This is a genomic window from Caulobacter sp. P1_D6 (assembly GCF_056406095.1).
The window spans coordinates 87,250-104,718 of the sequence record NZ_JBFUAW010000025.1 but is presented as its reverse complement, the minus strand read 5'-3'; the positions used below and the strand labels follow the sequence as shown (position 1 = coordinate 104,718).

16 protein-coding genes and 1 pseudogene are annotated in these 17,469 nt (G+C 69.9%); 5 read left to right on the top strand and 12 right to left on the bottom strand.

The window, feature by feature from the left end; all coding sequences use genetic code 11:
* The first annotated feature begins 435 nt into the window (after window positions 1-435).
* Both AC1DYP_RS15625 and AC1DYP_RS15620 read left to right on the top strand, forming a co-directional pair.
* Window positions 436-1,971 carry a response regulator gene (locus AC1DYP_RS15625; protein ID WP_477047100.1) on the top strand — a complete coding sequence of 512 codons (1,536 nt, stop codon included), beginning with the start codon at window positions 436-438 and terminating at the stop codon, window positions 1,969-1,971.
* Window positions 1,972-2,011: 40 nt separating this feature from the next.
* On the top strand, window positions 2,012-4,111 hold the full coding sequence (locus AC1DYP_RS15620; protein ID WP_477047099.1) for an AmpG family muropeptide MFS transporter: 2,100 nt from the start codon (window positions 2,012-2,014) through the stop codon (window positions 4,109-4,111).
* On the opposite strand, the gene AC1DYP_RS15615 is transcribed toward AC1DYP_RS15620, so the two are convergent.
* From AC1DYP_RS15615 to rlmN, 4 genes are all read right to left on the bottom strand, one after another.
* Complete coding sequence (locus tag AC1DYP_RS15615) at window positions 4,108-4,947, bottom strand: S1 family peptidase (RefSeq protein WP_477034640.1); 840 nt, start codon at window positions 4,945-4,947, stop codon at window positions 4,108-4,110. The two genes, AC1DYP_RS15620 and AC1DYP_RS15615, sit on opposite strands and share 4 nt — an antisense overlap.
* Before the next feature lie 25 nt (window positions 4,948-4,972).
* On the bottom strand, window positions 4,973-5,401 hold the full coding sequence (locus AC1DYP_RS15610) for a DUF350 domain-containing protein (RefSeq protein WP_477034639.1): 429 nt from the start codon (window positions 5,399-5,401) through the stop codon (window positions 4,973-4,975).
* A 102-nt stretch (window positions 5,402-5,503) separates the two neighbouring features.
* Window positions 5,504-5,929, bottom strand: coding sequence for a Cif family virulence factor (locus AC1DYP_RS15605; protein ID WP_477047098.1), 426 nt, complete (start codon window positions 5,927-5,929; stop codon window positions 5,504-5,506).
* The gene (gene rlmN / locus AC1DYP_RS15600; protein ID WP_477047097.1) at window positions 5,929-7,146 is read right to left on the bottom strand and encodes a dual-specificity RNA methyltransferase RlmN; all 1,218 of its coding nucleotides are present in this window, start codon (window positions 7,144-7,146) and stop codon (window positions 5,929-5,931) included. The genes AC1DYP_RS15605 and rlmN overlap by 1 nt, the downstream gene beginning before the upstream one ends.
* A gap of 219 nt (window positions 7,147-7,365) precedes the next feature.
* On the opposite strand from rlmN, the gene AC1DYP_RS15595 reads away from it, so the two are divergent.
* Window positions 7,366-9,021 carry a TadE/TadG family type IV pilus assembly protein gene (locus AC1DYP_RS15595; protein ID WP_477047096.1) on the top strand — a complete coding sequence of 552 codons (1,656 nt, stop codon included), beginning with the start codon at window positions 7,366-7,368 and terminating at the stop codon, window positions 9,019-9,021.
* A gap of 117 nt (window positions 9,022-9,138) precedes the next feature.
* Here the strand turns inward: AC1DYP_RS15595 and AC1DYP_RS15590 are convergent, their stop codons facing one another.
* A complete protein-coding gene (locus AC1DYP_RS15590) occupies window positions 9,139-10,074 on the bottom strand; it encodes an isopenicillin N synthase family dioxygenase (protein ID WP_477047095.1) in 936 nt (311 codons plus the stop codon).
* A gap of 197 nt (window positions 10,075-10,271) precedes the next feature.
* Between AC1DYP_RS15590 and AC1DYP_RS15585 the strand changes: the two genes are divergently transcribed.
* On the top strand, window positions 10,272-10,949 hold the full coding sequence (locus AC1DYP_RS15585) for a YiaD family glycine zipper/OmpA-like lipoprotein (protein WP_477034634.1): 678 nt from the start codon (window positions 10,272-10,274) through the stop codon (window positions 10,947-10,949).
* A gap of 100 nt (window positions 10,950-11,049) precedes the next feature.
* Here the strand turns inward: AC1DYP_RS15585 and AC1DYP_RS15580 are convergent, their stop codons facing one another.
* The 4 genes and pseudogenes from AC1DYP_RS15580 to AC1DYP_RS15565 form a co-directional block, all read right to left on the bottom strand.
* Complete coding sequence (locus AC1DYP_RS15580; RefSeq protein ID WP_477047094.1) at window positions 11,050-11,388, bottom strand: DUF6559 family protein; 339 nt, start codon at window positions 11,386-11,388, stop codon at window positions 11,050-11,052.
* 67 nt (window positions 11,389-11,455) lie between these two features.
* A complete protein-coding gene (locus tag AC1DYP_RS15575) occupies window positions 11,456-13,006 on the bottom strand; it encodes a YifB family Mg chelatase-like AAA ATPase (RefSeq protein ID WP_477047093.1) in 1,551 nt (516 codons plus the stop codon).
* A 129-nt stretch (window positions 13,007-13,135) separates the two neighbouring features.
* A pseudogene (gshB, locus tag AC1DYP_RS15570) lies at window positions 13,136-14,020 on the bottom strand (glutathione synthase); the annotation flags it as partial.
* Between the two features lie 87 nt (window positions 14,021-14,107).
* Complete coding sequence (locus AC1DYP_RS15565) at window positions 14,108-14,680, bottom strand: DUF308 domain-containing protein (RefSeq protein ID WP_477047092.1); 573 nt, start codon at window positions 14,678-14,680, stop codon at window positions 14,108-14,110.
* 157 nt (window positions 14,681-14,837) lie between these two features.
* Here AC1DYP_RS15565 and AC1DYP_RS15560 point away from each other — a divergent pair, with 157 nt between their 5' ends.
* On the top strand, window positions 14,838-15,299 hold the full coding sequence (locus AC1DYP_RS15560) for a MarR family winged helix-turn-helix transcriptional regulator (RefSeq protein ID WP_477047091.1): 462 nt from the start codon (window positions 14,838-14,840) through the stop codon (window positions 15,297-15,299).
* 90 nt (window positions 15,300-15,389) lie between these two features.
* On the opposite strand, the gene AC1DYP_RS15555 is transcribed toward AC1DYP_RS15560, so the two are convergent.
* The 3 genes from AC1DYP_RS15555 to rsmI are packed head-to-tail and all read right to left on the bottom strand — an operon-like array spanning window position 15,390 to window position 17,463.
* A complete protein-coding gene (locus AC1DYP_RS15555) occupies window positions 15,390-16,205 on the bottom strand; it encodes a SirB1 family protein (protein ID WP_477047090.1) in 816 nt (271 codons plus the stop codon).
* The gene (locus tag AC1DYP_RS15550; protein ID WP_477047089.1) at window positions 16,202-16,597 is read right to left on the bottom strand and encodes a YraN family protein; all 396 of its coding nucleotides are present in this window, start codon (window positions 16,595-16,597) and stop codon (window positions 16,202-16,204) included. Before AC1DYP_RS15550 ends, AC1DYP_RS15555 begins: the two co-directional genes overlap by 4 nt.
* Window positions 16,594-17,463 carry a 16S rRNA (cytidine(1402)-2'-O)-methyltransferase gene (rsmI, locus tag AC1DYP_RS15545; protein ID WP_477047088.1) on the bottom strand — a complete coding sequence of 290 codons (870 nt, stop codon included), beginning with the start codon at window positions 17,461-17,463 and terminating at the stop codon, window positions 16,594-16,596. Before rsmI ends, AC1DYP_RS15550 begins: the two co-directional genes overlap by 4 nt.
* Window positions 17,464-17,469 lie beyond the last annotated feature (6 nt).

The following is a 17,469-nucleotide window of genomic DNA, read 5'->3' as shown; positions in this document are numbered from 1 at the left end:
CCCATTGGCCCGCGCCCTCGGCGGCCGGTTTCTCCCGAAAGGGATCGAGACCGGGTCCGGCTAAGCCTCAACAGGGCTGCCCACCGGATGCTGGCGGATAACGATGGCGCGGAGCGACTGGCTTCGTCGAAACGGTATTCATTCAAAGACCTCCGGACGTCGTCCGGCGCTCCGCGACCCTTTCCATTCCCTCTCACAGCCGAAGGCGTGAGCTTGAGAAGTCGTGCCCGCTAACACTTGCCCCCACCTGGCGGCTTCGCCGCCTGTCCGCCCCCACAGGGGGCGGAGGACGCGCCTCTTCCCCCTGTGGGGGAAGACGACCGCGAAGCGGTCCGTAGGGGGCAAGTGTTCGCCGCACCGAAGATCCCGGCCATGCCCCCGAACCCGCTTCGTCGAACACCCGTCGTTAAGCCGAGAGCGCTACAGTCTCCCGCCATGAGCAACCGTCCTTCCTCCGCCGGGGTCACCCCCGAACAGCTGGCCACCCTCAGCCACGAGTTCCGCACCCCGCTGAACGGCGTGCTGGGCATGGCCCGGCTGCTGGAAGGCACGCGGCTGACCGCCGAGCAGCGGGCCTATGTCGGGGCGCTGCGCGAAAGCGGCGACCACCTGCTGTCGCTGGTCAACGACGTGCTGGATTTCGCCCGGCTGGGCGCCACGGCCATCGAGCTGCACAACGCGCCGGTCGACGTCGAGAACCTGCTGCGCCAGGTCGCCGAGCTGCTGAGCCCGCGCGCCCACGAAAAGGCCATCGAGATCGCCTGGGCCGCCGCGCCCGGCCTGCCCGCCATCCTGGCCGACGAGGGCCGCCTGCGGCAGGTGCTGCTGAACTACGCCGGCAACGCCATCAAGTTCACCGAGGTCGGCGGCGTGCTGCTGAGCGCCGACGTCGCTCCGAACGGCCGCATCCGCTTCTCCGTCCGCGACACCGGGCCGGGCGTCGCCCCGGAAGCCCGCGCCGCCATCTTCGAGGCCTTCGTCCAGACCGATCCCTCGCACCAGGTCCAGCTGGGCGGCGCGGGCCTGGGCCTGGCCATCGTCGCCCGCCTGGCCGGCGCCATGAACGGCGAGGCCGGGGTCGGCGGCGAGCTGGGCCAGGGCGCGGACTTCTGGTTCGAGGCCCCGTTCGAGTTCGCGCCCGCCCTCCCGGTCGACCTGCCCCTGACCGGCCGCACCGTCGCCATCGCCTCGCCCAACGCCATGGTCCGCGAGGCCGCCATCCGCCAGGTCCGGGCCAGCGGCGGCCAGGCCCTGTCGGGCGAGACCGTCGCCGTCGCCCTGAAGGGCGCGCCGGCCGACGCCGTGCTGCTGCTGGACGCCGCCCTGGCCGGACCGCGCGGCGCGCTTAAGGCCCCGGCCGGCCGCGCCTGCGTCGCCCTGCTGACGCCCGAACAGCGCGACCGCATCCCCAAGCTGAAGGCCTCGGGCCTGGGCTACCTGATCAAGCCGCTGCGCCGCGCCTCGCTGATCGCCCAGGTGCTGGCCGCGCGCCCGGCCACCAAGGTGCAGCCTGTCGAGACCACGCCCTCGACCGCCCACGAGGACGACCGCATCGCCCCGGCCGCCGCGCCCGGCGTCCGCGTGCTGCTGGCCGAGGACAATCCGATCAACGCCCTGCTGGCCCGCGCCCTGCTGGAGCGCGAGGGCTGCAAGGTCGACCGCATCGCCAGCGGCGACGAGGCCGTCTCGGCGCTGTCGCGCGGCTTCTACGACCTGATCCTGATGGACCTGCGCATGCCGGGCCTGAACGGCATCGAGGCGACCAAGGCCCTGCGCGAGCGCGGCGTGACCACGCCGATCGTCGCCCTGACCGCCGACGCCTTCGACGAGGACCGCCGCGCCTGCCTGGCCGCCGGCATGAACGACTTCCTCCCCAAGCCCCTGACCCCGGCCGCCCTGCGCGGCGTGCTCATCAACTGGACCGGGCTCGGCTGGACGAAAGCCACGACGCGCGCCAAGGTCGCCGGCTAAGGCGGGAGCCGTGCTCCCCGAAGGTTCGACGGGGGTTTGAATGGCGACGCAGAAGGCCGGAACCGAAGACGCGACGCCCCAGGCACAGAGCGCCAAGGCCCTTCTGACCTCGTTCCACGGCCGTGTCGGCCGGCTGCAGTTCTGGCTGGTCCAGGTGGCGGCGGCGGCCATTTTCGGCCTGTTCTGGGCGCTGGTGAACCTGAAGCCGCCGGTCGATCCGACCGCCACGCCCGCGCCCCGTCCGCCGGGTTCGGAAATCCTCGACGCCCTGCCGTGGCTGATCGCCGTCGGCCTGGCCTGGCCGCTTATCGCCATCGGCGTGAAGCGCTGCCACGATCGCGGCAAGAGCGGCTTGTGGCTGTTGGCGGCCCTCGTGCCAGTGCTGGGCTGGCTGTGGTTGCTCTATGACCTGGGCGTCGTGAAGGGCCAGGACGCTCCCAACCGTTTCGGCGCCCCCGCCTCGGCCCAGGGCGAGGGCACACGGGACGTGCGCAGCACCACCGTGATGTTCTTCCTCGGCTTCTCGGCCGGCTTGCCCGCCCTGCTGGTGTTCGACACCCTGTCGATCTGGCTGCGCGACGTCGGGCTGAAGCTGGAGGTCATCGCCTTCTTCAGCCTGGCCACCCTGTTCACCGCCCTGAAGTTCCTGTGGGCCCCGATCGTCGACCGCACCGCGGTGCCGTTCCTGACCAAGTGGCTGGGCCACCGCCGCTCGTGGATGCTGGTCTCGCAGGCCGTGATCATCGTCGGCCTGACCCTGGTCTCGGGCACCAATCCCGCCACGCACCTGGGCCTGATGGCCCTGTTCGCGGTGATGGTAGGCTTCGCCTCGGCCAACCAGGACATCGTCATCGACGCCTGGCGGATCGAGGTGGCCGAGGACGCCAAGCAGGGCGCCATGGCCGCCGCCTATCAGTGGGGCTACCGCATCGCCATCATCGTGGCCGGCGCCGTCCCGCTGATCCTGGCCGAAGCCTTCACCTGGAGCCTGTCCTACGCCGCCATGGCCGCGCTGATGGGCGTGGGCGTGCTGGCCGTGCTGGCCGCCCCGCGCGAGGCTCAGCACGCCGTGCGCCCCATCGACACCGGCGACCTGCCGCCCCGCCCTGTCCAGGAAGCGGCGGAGACCGTGCTCCGCGTCCTGGTCCTGCTGCTGGGCGCCCTGATGCTGGGCGTGGGCCTGATCGGCGACCCGAGCCTGGCCTCGACCCTGTTGGGCCTATTCGGCGCCGACGCGACGGGGGCCAGCCTGGTCGAGGCCTTCAAGTCCGACGCCAAGCCCTGGCTGCAGCTGGCGGGCGTGATCGGCGGCTTCGCGGTGATCGCCCTGGCCGCTTGGCCGATCCCCGGCCGACCGACCCGACCGGGGGTTTATCTGTCCTCGGCCCTGGGCCAGCCCCTGGTCGATTTCTTCGGCCGCTACGCCAAGCTGGGCGGGCTGATCCTGGCGCTGATCTGCCTCTACCGGGTCTCGGACTTCGTCATCAACATCAACGGCGCGTTCTATGTCGATCTGGGCTTCTCCAAGCTGGAGATCGCCGAGGTCCGCAAGGTGTTCGGGGCGGTGATGTCGATCCTGGGCGTCACCCTGGGCGGCTGGTCGGTGTTGCGCTTCGGCCTGATGCGCTCGCTGATCGCCGGGGCGTTCCTGGGTTCGCTCAGCAATCTCAGCTTCGCCTGGCTGGCCATGGCCGGTCACGACATCTCGGCCCTGATGCTGGCCATCGCGGCCGACAACATCGGCGGCGGCTTCGCCGGCACGTGCCTGATCGCCTACATGTCCAGCCTGACCAGCGCCGGCTTCACCGCCACCCAGTACGCGCTGTTCTCGTCGCTGTACGCCCTGTTGGGCAAGCTGCTGGCCAGCCAGTCGGGCCGCATCGTCGAAAGCGTGGCCAAGGCCGCCGACGGCTCGGGCTTCGTCGCCGGCCTCAAGACGCTGATGGCTCGCCTGCCGGCCGAGAGCTACGCCCAGGCCATGGCCAAGTCCGGGGTCAGCCCGGCGGCGCTGGGGACCGGCTATTTCGTGTTCTACGTCTACACCACGGTGATCGGCTTCGTGGCCATCGTGCTGGTGTTCGTCGTCGCCGCCCGCCAGGCGGACCCGGCCCAAACCCAGGAGGCCAAATCCGAAGCCTAGGTCTCGCTCTTCAGGCACACCACCTGGGCCACGCGCAGGTCGCGGCGCAGGCCGTCGGCGACGCGGCCGTAGTTCTCGGTGGTGATCGACTCGCCCAGGGCGAAGCTGGCCGGGCGGCGGCGGCTGTGCTTGAGCAGGTCCTCGACCGTCTCCTGGGCCGTCGTGTAGATGCGGCCCCGGCGCGGCGACTCCGCCACCGTCACGCCGATCACCCGCCCGGCGCTGTCCAGGGCCGGAGCGCCCGACAGGCCCGACAGCGTGCCCTTCAGATTATCGGTCCGGCCGACCTCGGCCCAGACCAGCACCGGCTCGACCCGGGCGCCGCGCCCCCGGACGACCAGGTTCTCGCGGCCCAGCAGGCGCGAGGTGACCTCGCCGGGATGGCCCTGCGGGAAGCCCGGGTGATAGGCCCGCTCGCCGCGCCGGGGCGGCTCGGCCGCGGCGCGCAGCGGCACGGCCGGCGCCCCGCCCTCGGTGGTCAGGATGGCGGCGTCGCCGGAGGGGTCCAGGGTGACGCGGGCCGCGACGCCCCGCCCGTCGGCCACGACGATCGCCGCCTCGCGGCAGCCGTCGACCACGTGCCGGGCCGTCAGCCACGAGCCGCCGTCATCGACCGAGAAGGCCGTGCCGCTGCCGGGCTGGCCCTTCTCGGGCACCTGGACGACGATGGACGGATCGAACGGCGAGGCGGGGCCCAGCGGCAGGCCGACGTCGCCGGGCACCGGCGGCGGCGGCGGCGGCGCGTCGGAGCGCTCCTGCCGGCCGATGGCGACGACCAGCAGGGCGCTGACCACCGCCCCGTAGATCAGCCAATCCGGGAGTTTCGGGAAATGCACGGTGTCGCCCCCGCTCGCCCGACCGTCAGCCGGCCACCGCGGCGGCCAGGATCAGGGCGGTGGCGATCTTGGCCCCGACCAGCAGGGCGGCGGCGGCGACTTCGCCCTCGTTGATCCGCTCGGGCAAGCCCTTGAGCAGCATGTCGGTGATCCGGAAGACCAGCAGCTGGACGGCGATGGTCGAGACGCCCCACAGCACGATCTCCAGCGGCGACACCGAGGCCGACAGCGAGGTGGCCAGCGGAATGGCCAGGCCGACCATCACCCCGCCCAGCGACAGGGCGGCGGCGGCGTTGCCCTCGCGGATCAGCTTGATCTCCTTGTGCGGGGTCAGCAGGGCGTAGAGCGCCGTGCCCAGCACCAGCATCACCAGGGTGATGGCGGCGTGCATCAGGGTCAGCGGCAGGCCGCTGGCGAAGGCCTGGATCTCGGGCGACTGAAGCTGTGGCGGCATGGAAGCGGTAAACCCCGAACTTGAGGGACGCATTGCTAGCACGGGATCAAGCGCCGTGCGTAGAGGGCTCGTCGGCGACGCGAAGGCGCAGGGGTCGCGGCGCTATTGGACGAAGCTCGTCACCGACCAGCCGTAGGACCGGATCCGCCAGGCGCCGCTCTCCAACACGAGCACGAACGACCAGCCGCCGTGCTCGTCGAACGGCTTGCCGTCGCGGACGCCGGTCCAGCGCGTGGGCAGGGAAAAGTAGGCGGTGTCGCCGGTGCGGACGAAGTCCTGCGGCGGACCGAACGTGTGCCGAAGCTCCGAGATCGCGCCGACATGCCGCGCCATCAGGCCGCGCCAGTGGTCCAGGCCGGCTTGGCCGCTGAACACATGCGGCGGGAAGTTCTCGAGGATGGTCACGTCGCCCGTCGAGAACACGCCGTCCAGGACGCTCTGGTCGGCCGTCTCGAGGAACCGCGCAAGCGTCTCGGGGCCGGCCATCATCGCGGCGTCCGGTTCGGAACCGCCCGCCGGCTCCGACATCAGGCGGCCGCCTCGTCCTCGTCGTCGTCCAGCACGCCGGCCATGGCCGCCATCGACAGCTTGCGCATCGCCGAGGCGCGGACCTTCTCGCTCTCGCTCTTCAGCTGGCCGCAGGCGGCGAGGATGTCGCGGCCCCGCGGCGTGCGGATCGGCGAGGAGTAGCCGGCGCGGTTGAGGATCGCGGCGAAGGTCTCGATCGCGGCCCAGTCCGAGCACTGGTAGTCGGTGCCGGGCCACGGGTTGAACGGGATCAGGTTGACCTTGGCCGGGATGCCCTTGATCAGCTTGACCAGGGCGCGGGCCTCGTCGGGGCTGTCGTTGACGCCCTTCAGCATCACGTATTCGAACGTCACCCGGCGGGCGTTGCTCAGGCCCGGATAGGCGCGGATGCCGGCCATCAACTGCTCGAGCGGATACTTCTTGTTCAGCGGCACCAGCACATCGCGCAGGGCGTCGTTGGTGGCGTGCAGGCTGATGGCCAGCATGGCCTGGGTCTTATCGCCCAGGGCGTCCAGCTGCGGGACCACGCCCGACGTCGAGACCGTGATCCGGCGACGCGAGATGGCGATGCCCTCGTTGTCGCTGATGATCTCGATGGCGTTGGCCACGTGGCCCAGATTGTAGAGCGGCTCGCCCATGCCCATGAACACGATGTTGCTCAGCAGGCGGTCGTCCTTGTCGGAAGGCCATTCGGCGAGGTCGTCCTTGGCGATCTGCACCTGGGCGACGATCTCGGCGGCCGTCAGGTTGCGGACCAGGGCCTGGGTGCCGGTGTGGCAGAAGCTGCAGTTCAGCGTGCAGCCCACCTGGCTGGACACGCACAGCGCGCCGCTTCGGCCGACGGAGGGGATGTAGACGGTCTCGACCTCGATGCCCGGGGCCATGCGGATCAGCCACTTGCGGGTGCCGTCCTTGCTGACCTGGCGCTCGACCACCTCGGGGCGGGCGATCGTGAACTGATCGGCCAGACGGGCGCGGGTCTCCTTAGCCACGTCGCTCATCTGGGCGAAGTCGGTGATGCCGCGATGGTGCACCCAACGGAAGATCTGGGTGGCGCGCATCTTGGCCTTGCCGTGCTCGACCACGCCGCTCTCGGTCAGGGCGGCGACCATCTGCGGGCGGGTGAGGCCCGAGAGGTTGATCGGCGGCTTGGGGGCATCGGCCCTTCCCTCAGAATTGGGGGGAGCCATGCGCGACAGGTCGAGGGTGACGCTCAAGGGGCGGTCCGGGGGCAAGAGATTTTCGGGATCGAGGCGAGGATATAGCAGCTCTCCCGGCTTTTTCCAAAGGGACGGGGCGTCGCGGGCTTCCGAGCCGAGGGGCCGCGATTCACCATCGTCGTTTGCGGCCCGTTCACCGTCCTTGGTGATAATGCCCGATCTCTGGGGAGTCGGGCCTTGCTCATGACCATGTGGAAACGCCTTGCGGCGCGGCTCGTGACGCGTTTGGGCGCCGACGAGCGCGGGGCCATCGCCGTGCAGTTCGCGCTGCTGCTGATCCCCATCGCCATCCTGACGTTCGGCCTGATCGACCTGAGCCGCACCAGCGTCCAGAAGCGTCAGCTGCAGGACGCCCTGGACGCCGCGACCCTGATGGCCGCCCGCTCGACCGCGACCAACAACGACGATCTCACGGCGATCGGCCTGGCGGCCATGAAAACCGAGCTGGAGGGCCAGGGCGTGGACCTGGCCAAAGCCGTGGTCAAGTTCAAGCTTGGCACGGGCAACACGGTTGTCGGCTCGGTCGAGAACGTCCCGCTCACTCCGATCATCTCCAACCTCTGGAACACCGGCGACCTGCACGTCTCGGCCGGCTCCACCGTGATGCGCTCGGTGAACAAGCTGGAAGTGGCCCTGGTGCTCGACAACACCGGCTCGATGGGCAGCACCCTGAACTCGGGGACCAAGAAGATCGACGCCCTGATCAACGCCTCCAAGTCGCTGGTCGACGTCCTGGCCTCGGCCGCGGCCCGGGCCAGCGAGACCGACGCGGTGAAGATCAGCGTCGTGCCGTTCTCGATGACCGTGAACGTCGGCTCGACCTACCAGAGCCAGACCACCTGGCTGGCCGGCAAGATGCCGACCACCGGCTACGGCACGGACGTGTTCGCCACCAACCAGAACCGCTTCACCCTGCTGTCGAACCTGGGCCTGACCTGGGCCGGATGCGTCGAAAGCCGGCCCTCGCCCTATGACGTCACCGACGATGCGCCCGCCACCACGATCCCCGCCTCGATGTTCGTGCCGTTCTTCGCGCCGGACGAGCCCGACGACAACACCGTCGGCGTCGCCCAGTCCAGCACGACGCGCTATCGCGACAACCGGGTCGTGAACAATCCCGGCAACCCGATCGTCAACAACTGGCTGCCGGACGGCGTCTCGCCCAGCGGCACCCTGACGACAGCCTGGGCCACGCGCTCGACGCCGACCGCCAAGTACGGCGCGAGCAACAAGAACAATGTCATCAGCCCGGCCAAGACCGGCACCGCCTACGGCCCCAACGCCGGCTGCGGGCTGACCCCCCTGAAGCGCCTGACCAATGTCCGCACCACCACCGAGCGGGACGCAGTGAAGGCCAAGCTCGGCCAGATGATCGCCGACGGCAACACCAACGTCGCCATGGGCCTGGCCTGGGGCTGGCACACCCTGTCGAAGAACGCGCCGTTCGCCGACGGCGTCGATCCGGCCACCGCCAACGGCAAGAAGACCACCAAGGTGATCGTGCTGCTGACCGACGGCGACAACACCAACGACGTCACCAACAATCCCAACAAGTCGATCTATACGGGCTACGGCTATATGGCCCAGGGCCGCCTGAAGAACGCCTACGGCACGTCCCTGACGGCCAACTCCTCGGCGACCGACCGCCGCGACGCGATCGACAGCCGCGAAAAGCTGCTGTGCCAGAACGCCAAGGACAAGGGCGTGGTGATCTACGCCATCGGGGTGGGCGTCTCGGACCACTCCAGGACCATCCTGCAGCAGTGCGCCACCAAGCTGGACATGTATTACGACGTGACCAGCGCCGACCAACTGACCTCGGTGTTCAACACCATCGCCGGCTCGATCCAGAACCTGCGGATCACGAAATAGAAAAGGCCCGGAGCGCTGCTCCGGGCCTTTTCATTTCTATTTTTTCTTTGGTCGCACCTCGCCGCCGGCTCGTCCCGGGACTGATGGAGGGTCCGGGAGCGCGGCGGGCTGTGCTCCCTAGGCCAGCTTGATCTCGCGCAGGCGCTGCTGGAGGAAGGCGTCGGCGGTGATCGGCTCGGGATAGCGGTCCGGGTTCTCTTCCGTGACGCAGCTGGGCAGGGTCTTGATCAGATAGTCCGACGCGAAGTGCAGGAAGAACGGCGTCGAATAGCGCGGCACGCCGCGACGTTCCGGCGGCGGATTGACCACCCGGTGGATCGTCGAGGGCAGGACGTGGTTGGTCAGGCGCTCCAGCATGTCGCCGATGTTGCAGACCACGCAGCCGGGCGGCGGGTTGATCGGCAGCCAATCGCCGTTGCGGTCCAGCAGCTCCAGCCCGCCCTCTTCCGCGCCCATGAGCAGGGTGATGGTGTTGATGTCGCCGTGGGCCCCGGCCCGCACGCCGGTGGCGTCCTTGGGGATCGGCGGATAGTGCAGCAGGCGCAGCACGCTGTTGCCGTCCTTGACCGTCGGATCGAAGAAGTCGCGACCCAGGTTCAGATAGGTGGCGATGGCCTTCAGCACCCGCACGCCCAGGCTGTCGAGCGCGCCGTACAGCCAGCCGACATTGTGGTGGAAGCTGGGGATCTCGGCCGGCCAGACATTGTCGGCCATGTTGGCGCGGAACGGGTGGCCCGGCGGCAGGTCGCGGCCGACGTGCCAGAATTCCTTCAGGTCGTAATGGGTCGCGCCCTTGGCGGTCTCGATGCCGAACGGGATGTAGCCGCGCGAGCCGCCCGACGACCCGGCGTACTGCTTCTTGGTCTCCTCGGGCAGGGCGAAGAAGGCCTTGGCGTCGGCGATGGCCGCGTCGATGCGGGCCTGGGCCATGTCGTGGTCCGAGATCACCGCGAAGCCGTAGCGCTGGAACGACGCGCCCAGCTCCTGGGCGAACCTGTCGAAATCCTTCGAATACAGGGTGAACGAGACGGGTTCGATGGCGGATGCGGACACGGGCGTGGGCCTCGATATTAGTAAGACGGGACTTACTACACCGACAGCGGGCCGGCGCGAAGTCCCCGTTCATGCGGGGGTCATGTGCGATACTGGAACTTGACCATTGGCGAGGCGTTCTGCCTCGCATTGGTTCAAGACGCCAAGGATCACGGGCCATAGCCTGGGATCAAGGCCGCAAGAGGGAAACTACCGTGATGATGAAGAAGACCGCCCCGTGGATCGCCCTCCTGGGCGCCGCGACCCTGGCCTCCGCCTGCACCACGACCGATCCCTATACCGGCATGCCCGTGCGCAACAACACCGGCACCGGGGCCCTGACCGGCGCGGGCGTCGGCGCGGTGCTGGGCTATCTGACCAACACCAACAAGGGCGAGCAGGGTCGCAAGAACGCCCTGATCGGGGCCGGCATCGGCGCCCTGGCCGGCGGCGCCGTCGGCAACTACATGGACCGCCAGCAGGCCGACTTCCGCCGCAGCCTGGAAGGCTCGGGCGTGATGATCCGCCGCAACGGCGACCAGATCGTGCTGGTCATGCCCAGCGACGTGACCTTCGCGGTCGACAAGTCCGAGGTCCAGCCCAACTTCACCCGCGTGCTCGACGACGTGGCCCGTACGCTGAACGCCTATCCGCAGACCACGATCGACGTGGTCGGCCACGCCGACTCCAGCGGTCCGGACGACTACAACCAGACCCTGTCCGAGCGCCGCGCCAGCTCGGTGGCCGGCTATCTGACCGGCCCCGGCAAGGTGATCGCCGACCGGGTCTTCGTGGCTGGCCAAGGCGAGCGCCAGCCGATCGCCACCAACGACACCGCCGAAGGCCGCGCCCAGAACCGCCGGGTGGAGATCATCCTGCGCCCGCTGACGAAGTAGGGGTTCTGCAGGGGGCTGGTGGCTTACCCACTTGCCCCCTTCAGACCTTCGGCCATTTCCCCCCAGAGGGGAGGGTTCAGCGAGGAATGTCGGCCTGATCTCAGTAGAAACCGCTGTTGGCGGCGCCTTCATTGGTCATCGGATCGTGAGTGTATGGGCTGCCCGAACCTGGAACATGGCGGAAGAACAGGGTGCGCGCTTCGTCATAGGTCATGTTCGCGTCGTCGCCGGCATGGACCTGGAAATCCTCGCGGCCAAGGAACGCCGCATAGGCCGTCAGCGCGTAGGGCCCTTCGAGCTTCAGGTTCCTCAGCACCCGGCCGATCTGACCGACCGTATAGAACTTCGAGCCGCCCCAGCCGACCGCCAGGGCCGGAGGCACACGTCGAGCCAAGCGGCGCACCGCACGGTCGCGCTTGAACCTGTCCAGCCACCCCATCGTCGTACTCCCGTGGTTCCGCGACCTTAGCACGGAGCGGGAGGCGCTCTCCACGCTGGAAGACCCCTCAAAACGCCGCCTCGCCCGCCGCCGCGCCCAGCGCGTTCGTTCGCCGATGCGCCAGCGCCTCGGCCACGTGCACCCGCCGCACGCTGGCCGCGCCTTCCAGGTCGGCGATTGTCCGCGCCAGGCGCAGGACCCTCGTCCAGCCTCGGGCGCTGATCTGGCCGGCCTCGGCGGCGCGGGCCAGCAAGGTCCGTCCGGCCTCGTCGAGATCGACGATCTTCTCCAGGAAGCGTCCCTCGGCGCGGCCGTTCAGCGCCTCGGCCCCGATCGGCGAGCCCTCGATCGCTTCGGCCCGTTCCTGCTGCAGCCGCCGGGCTCGGGCCACCCGGGCGGCGACCTCGGCCGTGCCCTCGGACGGCGGGGGCAAGGACAGGTCGGCGGCGGTGACGGCGGGCATGTCGACGGCCAGGTCGATACGGTCCATCAGCGGCCCGCTGACCCGGCCCTGATAGTCGCGAATGCAGCGTGGGGCCTTGCCGCACGCCCCGCGCCCGGCCCCGCCGTGACCGCAGCGACAGGGGTTCATCGCCGCCACCAGTTGCACCCGGGCCGGATAGCGAACGTGGGCGTTGGCCCGGGCCACCATCACCTCGCCGGTCTCCAGCGGCCCGCGCAGGCTGTCCAGCGCCTGGACCCCGAACTCGGGAAGCTCGTCCAGGAACAGCACGCCGTTGTGGGCCAGCGACACCTCGCCCGGCTTGGCCTTCAGCCCGCCGCCGGTCAGGGCCGCCATCGAGGCGCTGTGGTGCGGAGCGCGATAGGGACGAGCCCGAGTCAGGGTTCCCTTGGCGATCAGCCCGGCCACCGAATGGACCATCGAGGTCTCCAGCAGTTCGTGCGAGCTCAAAGGCGGCAACAGCCCCGGCAGGCGCTGGGCCAGCATCGACTTGCCCGAACCCGGGGGGCCGCAGAACAGCAGGTTGTGCGAGCCGGCCGCGGCGATCTCCAGGGCCCGCTTGGCGTGCTCCTGGCCCTTGACGTCGCGCAGGTCGCGGACCGTCTCGCCCTCGACCACCGGGCCGGGTGACGGGGCCGACAGGATCTGGCCGCCCCGGAAGTGGTTGATCAGCGCCACCAGCGAGCGCGGCGCCAGGATCCGCGTGCCGCCCGCCCAGGCCGCTTCGGGTCCGCAGGCCTCGGGACAGATCAGGCCCAGGTCCATGGCGCCGGCGGCCATGGCGGCGGGCAGCGCCCCGGCGCAGGCCGCGATCCGTCCGTCCAAGGACAGTTCCCCCATCGCCGCCCAGCCGTCGAGCGCGTCGATCGGGATCACGCCCATCGCGGCCATCACCGCCAAGGCGATGGGCAGATCGTAGTGCGAGCCCTCCTTGGGCATGTCGGCCGGGGCCAGGTTGGCGACGATGCGCTTGGGCGGCAGGGCCAGGCCCATGCCGGCGAATGCTCCGCGCACCCGCTCCTTGCTCTCGGCCACGGCCTTGTCGCCCAGACCGACGATGACCATCACCTGCTGACCGCCCGTCAGCTGGACCTCGACGTCGACGCGACGCGCCTCGACACCCTCGAACGCCACCGTGACGACCTTTGCGGCCATTGGGATTCCGCCCTCTTGCCCACCGATTTATCCACAAGCCAAGCATGGCCGTTGGAGCGGAGCAAGAACGAAAAACGAACGTTTCAGGAAAGTGTGACGATTCAGTCGTCTAGAAGTAGTTCCTAATCCTCAGGTGGAGCTGAGCTCGGCGATCCGATCCCAGAGGATCGCGGCGGCGTCGGCGCCGCCGAACCGCTTGAGCTGCTGGGCCCCGGTGGGCGAGGTGACGTTGATCTCGGTCAGGTACTCTCCGATCACGTCGATGCCGACGAACAGCAGCCCGCGCTTCTTCAGTTCCGGGCCGATGATCGCGCAGAGCTCCAGGTCGCGCGCGGTCAGGTCCACGGCCTCGGCCCGGCCGCCCACGCGGAGGTTCGAGCGGACCTGGCCGGCGGCAGGCACGCGGTTGACCGCGCCCACCGGCTCGCCGTGGACCAGCAGGATGCGCTTGTCGCCCTTGCTCACGGCCGGGACGAATTTCTGGGCAATCACCTGCTCTCGGCCGATCATGGCGTGCAGTTCCAGCAGAGCGTCGAGGTTGGGGTCGTCGGCCAGAAGTCGCGCCACGCCCGAGCCGCCGCCGCCGTACAGGGGCTTGAGCACGATGTCGCCGTGCCGGGCGCGGAAGTCGTAGATCGCCTCGTGGTCGCTGGTGATCAGGGTCGGCGGCTGGACGCCCGGGAAGTCGGTGACGAACAGCTTTTCGGGCGCGTTGCGAACCTCGGCCGGATTGTTCACCACCAGGGTGTGGGGGTGGACCTTCTCCAGGAAGTGCGTGGCGGTGATGTAGGCCATGTCAAACGGCGGATCCTGGCGCATCAGCACCACGTCGACGTCATCCTTCATGTCCAGCAGCACGGTCTCGCCCAGCTCTGCGTGGGCGCCTTGCGTCTTGGTCAGCTTCAGGGGCTGGGCGCGAGCGAACACCCGACCGTCCTCCATCGACAGCTTGTCGGGCGTGTAGAACCACAGCTTGTGGCCGCGCGTCTGGGCCTCCCACATCATCAAGAAGGCCCCCCCCCCCCCCCCCCCCCCCGCGACTGCCTAGTTAAGGCGGCCCGGGCCCGAATGCGAGGGCCGACCGCGATCCGGACGCGAACCTCAGGCGGTTCCGGCCCGCCGGCGGGTCTTCACGGCCAGCAGGATCCCCGAAACCAGGAAGTAGACGGCCCCGAACGCCGCATAGGGCGCGACGACGGTGATGACCGAGGCGACGGGCCCGGCGGCGCTCTTGATGAAGAACCCGCCCGCCAGGGCCGACTGGGCGCCGCTCAGCACCATCGCCCACTGGGCGCCGTAGGTCCGCCAGCGGCGCACGCCGGCGGCCAGTTGCAGCACGCCGGCCAGGAACGCCCAGGCGCCGAACAGCACCAGCACCAGGCGCATGTCGATCTGGAGGGCGACCAGCACCGCCAGCGCGATCGCGGCGCTGACGGCGGTGTTGAGAGCCTGCGGGGCATTGGCGCGGAAGCCGCCGTTGGCCAGGGCGTCCCGCGCGTTGGCGAACGCGTCCCAGGCCGGATAGATCACCAGCAGAACGCCCGCGAGAACGGGATTGGACCGAGCGATCGTAAAGGCGAGCGCGACCCAAACGGCCGCCACGCCGGCGCGAAGGAAATAGTAGCGCACGAGCGCGTCGGCGCCGGTGCGCGAGAGCGGGATGTCGTTGGCCATGGGGGCCTCCATCGGAACGGAACAGTCTGGAAAATGTCACGACATTTAATGTCGCGACATGTGATATGATCTAACCGGCCGCCCGAACCCCTGTCGAGTCATTATTTGTCACGACATATATTTTTGCGCTAAGGCGGACCGTTCCGAGGAGCCCTCCATGCCAGACCCCGCTCGCACCCTCACGCTCGAAGACCAGCTGTGTTTTTCGCTGTACGGGGCGAGCCTGGCGATCAATCGCGCCTACAAGCCGCTGCTCGACGCCCTGGAGATCACCTACCCGCAGTACCTGGTGCTGAGCGCGCTCTGGGAAGTCGACGGCCAGAGCGTCGGCGCGATCGCCGAGCGCCTGGGCCTGGACTCCAGCAACGTCACGCCGCTGGTCAAGCGCATGGAGGCCGCCGGCCTGCTCTCGCGGGAGCGCAATCCGGCCGACGAGCGCCAGGTCGTCGTCAGCCTGACCGACCATGGCCGCGACATGCAGGCCCGCAGCGCGTGCCTCGGCCAGACCCTGTTCGAGTCGGCCGGGACGAGCGTCGAAAAGCTGATCCAGCTGAACAAGGACGTGCAGGCCTTCCGCGACTCGGTCGCGCGGTTCGTGACGGAGCGGCCCCAGCACTGAGGTCGGGGACATGCCCTTGTGCGTGTCCCCGTTTCCGGACACGGCGCTTGCCGTCAGGGACACGCCCCGAGGGCATGCCCCCGGCCGCCGCTAGTTCAGCCGCATCCGCATCCGTTCGCGCGCCGCCCGGGCCGCGATGGCCGCGCCGCCGTCCAGGACCTGGGCGCGCGACAGGGCCTGCAGGGCCCCGGCCAGGGCGCCCTGGCCCTCGCGGGCGGCGGCGACGTCCAGCCAAGGATGGTGGTCGGTGGGGTCGAGCAGGGCGCGGCGCAGGGCCGAGCGTTCGGCCCGGGCCCAGTCGCGGGCCTGCTGAGCGCGGGCGAAGATGTTGTTCTGCAGACGGATCAACACGGCCCGATCGCTGATCGGGCTCATCAGCACGTCCAGCTTGGCGGCGACGTCGGGCATCAGGCCGGTGCGCAGGGCCCGGCGCGACAGCTCGGACGGCAGCACGACCCGCCCCTCGCTGAACGGGTCCAGGGCCAGCGGCCCCTCCTCGGTCTCGATGCGCAGCAGGAAGTGGCCCGGGAAGTCGACACCGTGCAGCTCCAGGCCGCAGGCCCGGCCGGCGTGCAGGTAGAACACCCCCAGCGTCACCGGCAGGCCCTTGCGCCGCTCGGCCACGGCGACCACGTCGGCGTTGTCGGGATGGTCGTAGGTGATCAGGTCGCCCGACAGCCGCAGGTCGCCGGCCATGGTCTCGGCCAGGGCCTCCTCGGGCGACTCGCCCTTCAACCGCTCGGTCAGGCGGTCGATCGAGGCCTTGGCCATGTCGAGAACGGGAGCCAGGTCGCGGTCCGGATCGTCGTGGACGGCGCAGGCCAGGGCGGCCTCGAACAGCGGAAAAGCCTTGTCCGAACACTCGCCGGCGTCGGTCAGCAGGGCTTCGGCCTCTTCCCGCGTCATTGACCGTCCACCCACGCGTTGAGGACATGGCGAGGGCGGCGGCCGGGCGCGAGGGCGATCAGGTCCAGCCGGACCGAGGCGTCGCGCAGGCCGGCGCGGTGGGCGGCGATGTGCGCGCCGGCGCGACGCAGACGGGCCCGCTGCTCGTAGGTCACCGCTTCCAGCGCCGCCTCCAGACTGGTCCTGCTCTTGACTTCAACAACGGCCAGCACGCCGCCACGTTGCGCCAGCAGATCGATCTCGCCCAGCGGGGTGGCCAGGCGGAACCCCAGGATCCGATAGCCCTTGGCTATCAGCCACAGGGCCGCGACCACCTCGGCGCGACGACCCGACAGCCGCGCGGCGGCGCCCCGCGCCTGTCTTTCAGGACGGCCAGGGCGGACGACGCTCATCCGGCCTCCTTCATCGCCAAGGCTTGGCGGTAGAGGTCCTTGCGCGACAGCCCCAGGGCCTTGGCGACTTCGGAAGCGGCCTCGCCCAGCGGCAGGCGGGTCATGGCCTCGCGTAGCGCGGTCTCGGCGTCGGCGGCCGTGGCGACCTCGTCCTCGCCGGGGCCGACCAGGATGACGATCTCGCCCTTCGGTGCTTCGAAACGAGGATCGGCGGCCAGTTCGTCCAACGGCCCGCGGATGCAGGTCTCGTAGAGCTTGGTCAGTTCGCGGGCCACGGCCCCGGGGCGCGGACCGAACACGGCGGCCATGTCGGCCAGGCTGTCGGCCACCCGCGAGGCGCCCTCGTAGAAGATCAGCGTGGCGCGGACATTGGCCAGGTCCTCGAAGAACGTCTTGCGCGCGGCGGTCTTGGTCGGCGGGAAACCGGCGAACAGGAAGCGGTCGGTGGGCAGGCCGGCCAGGGTCAGGGCCGCCAGGGCCGCCGAGGCGCCGGGGATCGGGAACACCTGGTGGCCGGCCGCGATCGCCGCCTGGGCCAGGCGCAGGCCGGGATCAGAGACCATCGGGGTGCCGGCGTCCGAGACCAGGGCGACCCGCTCGCCGGCCTCAAGCCGCTCCAGAATGCGCGGCGTCTCGCGATCGGCGACGTGCTCGTCGTAGCGCTGCAGCCGCTTGGAGATGGCGTAGGCGGCCAGCAGCTTTCCCGACACCCGGGTGTCCTCGGCCAGCAGGACGTCGCACGCGTTCAGCACGTCCAAGGCCCGCAAGGTGATGTCGCGCAGGTTCCCGATCGGCGTCGCCACCAGATACAGCCCCGCCGCCAGCGGCGCGTCGGACAGGGCGGGCGGGGCAAGCTGGCGGCTCAAGGGCGA

Excerpts from the sequence above, each read along its gene's own strand:
- AC1DYP_RS15625 (WP_477047100.1), top strand. The coding sequence starts at position 436 with ATGAGCAACCGTCCTTCCTCCGCCGGGGTCACCCCCGAACAGCTGGCC.
- AC1DYP_RS15620 (WP_477047099.1), top strand. The coding sequence starts at position 2,012 with ATGGCGACGCAGAAGGCCGGAACCGAAGACGCGACGCCCCAGGCACAG.
- AC1DYP_RS15610 (WP_477034639.1), bottom strand. The coding sequence starts at position 5,401 with ATGCCGCCACAGCTTCAGTCGCCCGAGATCCAGGCCTTCGCCAGCGGC.
- AC1DYP_RS15605 (WP_477047098.1), bottom strand. The coding sequence starts at position 5,929 with ATGTCGGAGCCGGCGGGCGGTTCCGAACCGGACGCCGCGATGATGGCC.
- AC1DYP_RS15585 (WP_477034634.1), top strand. The coding sequence starts at position 10,272 with ATGATGAAGAAGACCGCCCCGTGGATCGCCCTCCTGGGCGCCGCGACC.
- AC1DYP_RS15580 (WP_477047094.1), bottom strand. The coding sequence starts at position 11,388 with ATGGGGTGGCTGGACAGGTTCAAGCGCGACCGTGCGGTGCGCCGCTTG.
- AC1DYP_RS15575 (WP_477047093.1), bottom strand. The coding sequence starts at position 13,006 with ATGGCCGCAAAGGTCGTCACGGTGGCGTTCGAGGGTGTCGAGGCGCGT.
- AC1DYP_RS15565 (WP_477047092.1), bottom strand. The coding sequence starts at position 14,680 with ATGGCCAACGACATCCCGCTCTCGCGCACCGGCGCCGACGCGCTCGTG.
- AC1DYP_RS15560 (WP_477047091.1), top strand. The coding sequence starts at position 14,838 with ATGCCAGACCCCGCTCGCACCCTCACGCTCGAAGACCAGCTGTGTTTT.
- AC1DYP_RS15555 (WP_477047090.1), bottom strand. The coding sequence starts at position 16,205 with ATGACGCGGGAAGAGGCCGAAGCCCTGCTGACCGACGCCGGCGAGTGT.
- AC1DYP_RS15550 (WP_477047089.1), bottom strand. The coding sequence starts at position 16,597 with ATGAGCGTCGTCCGCCCTGGCCGTCCTGAAAGACAGGCGCGGGGCGCC.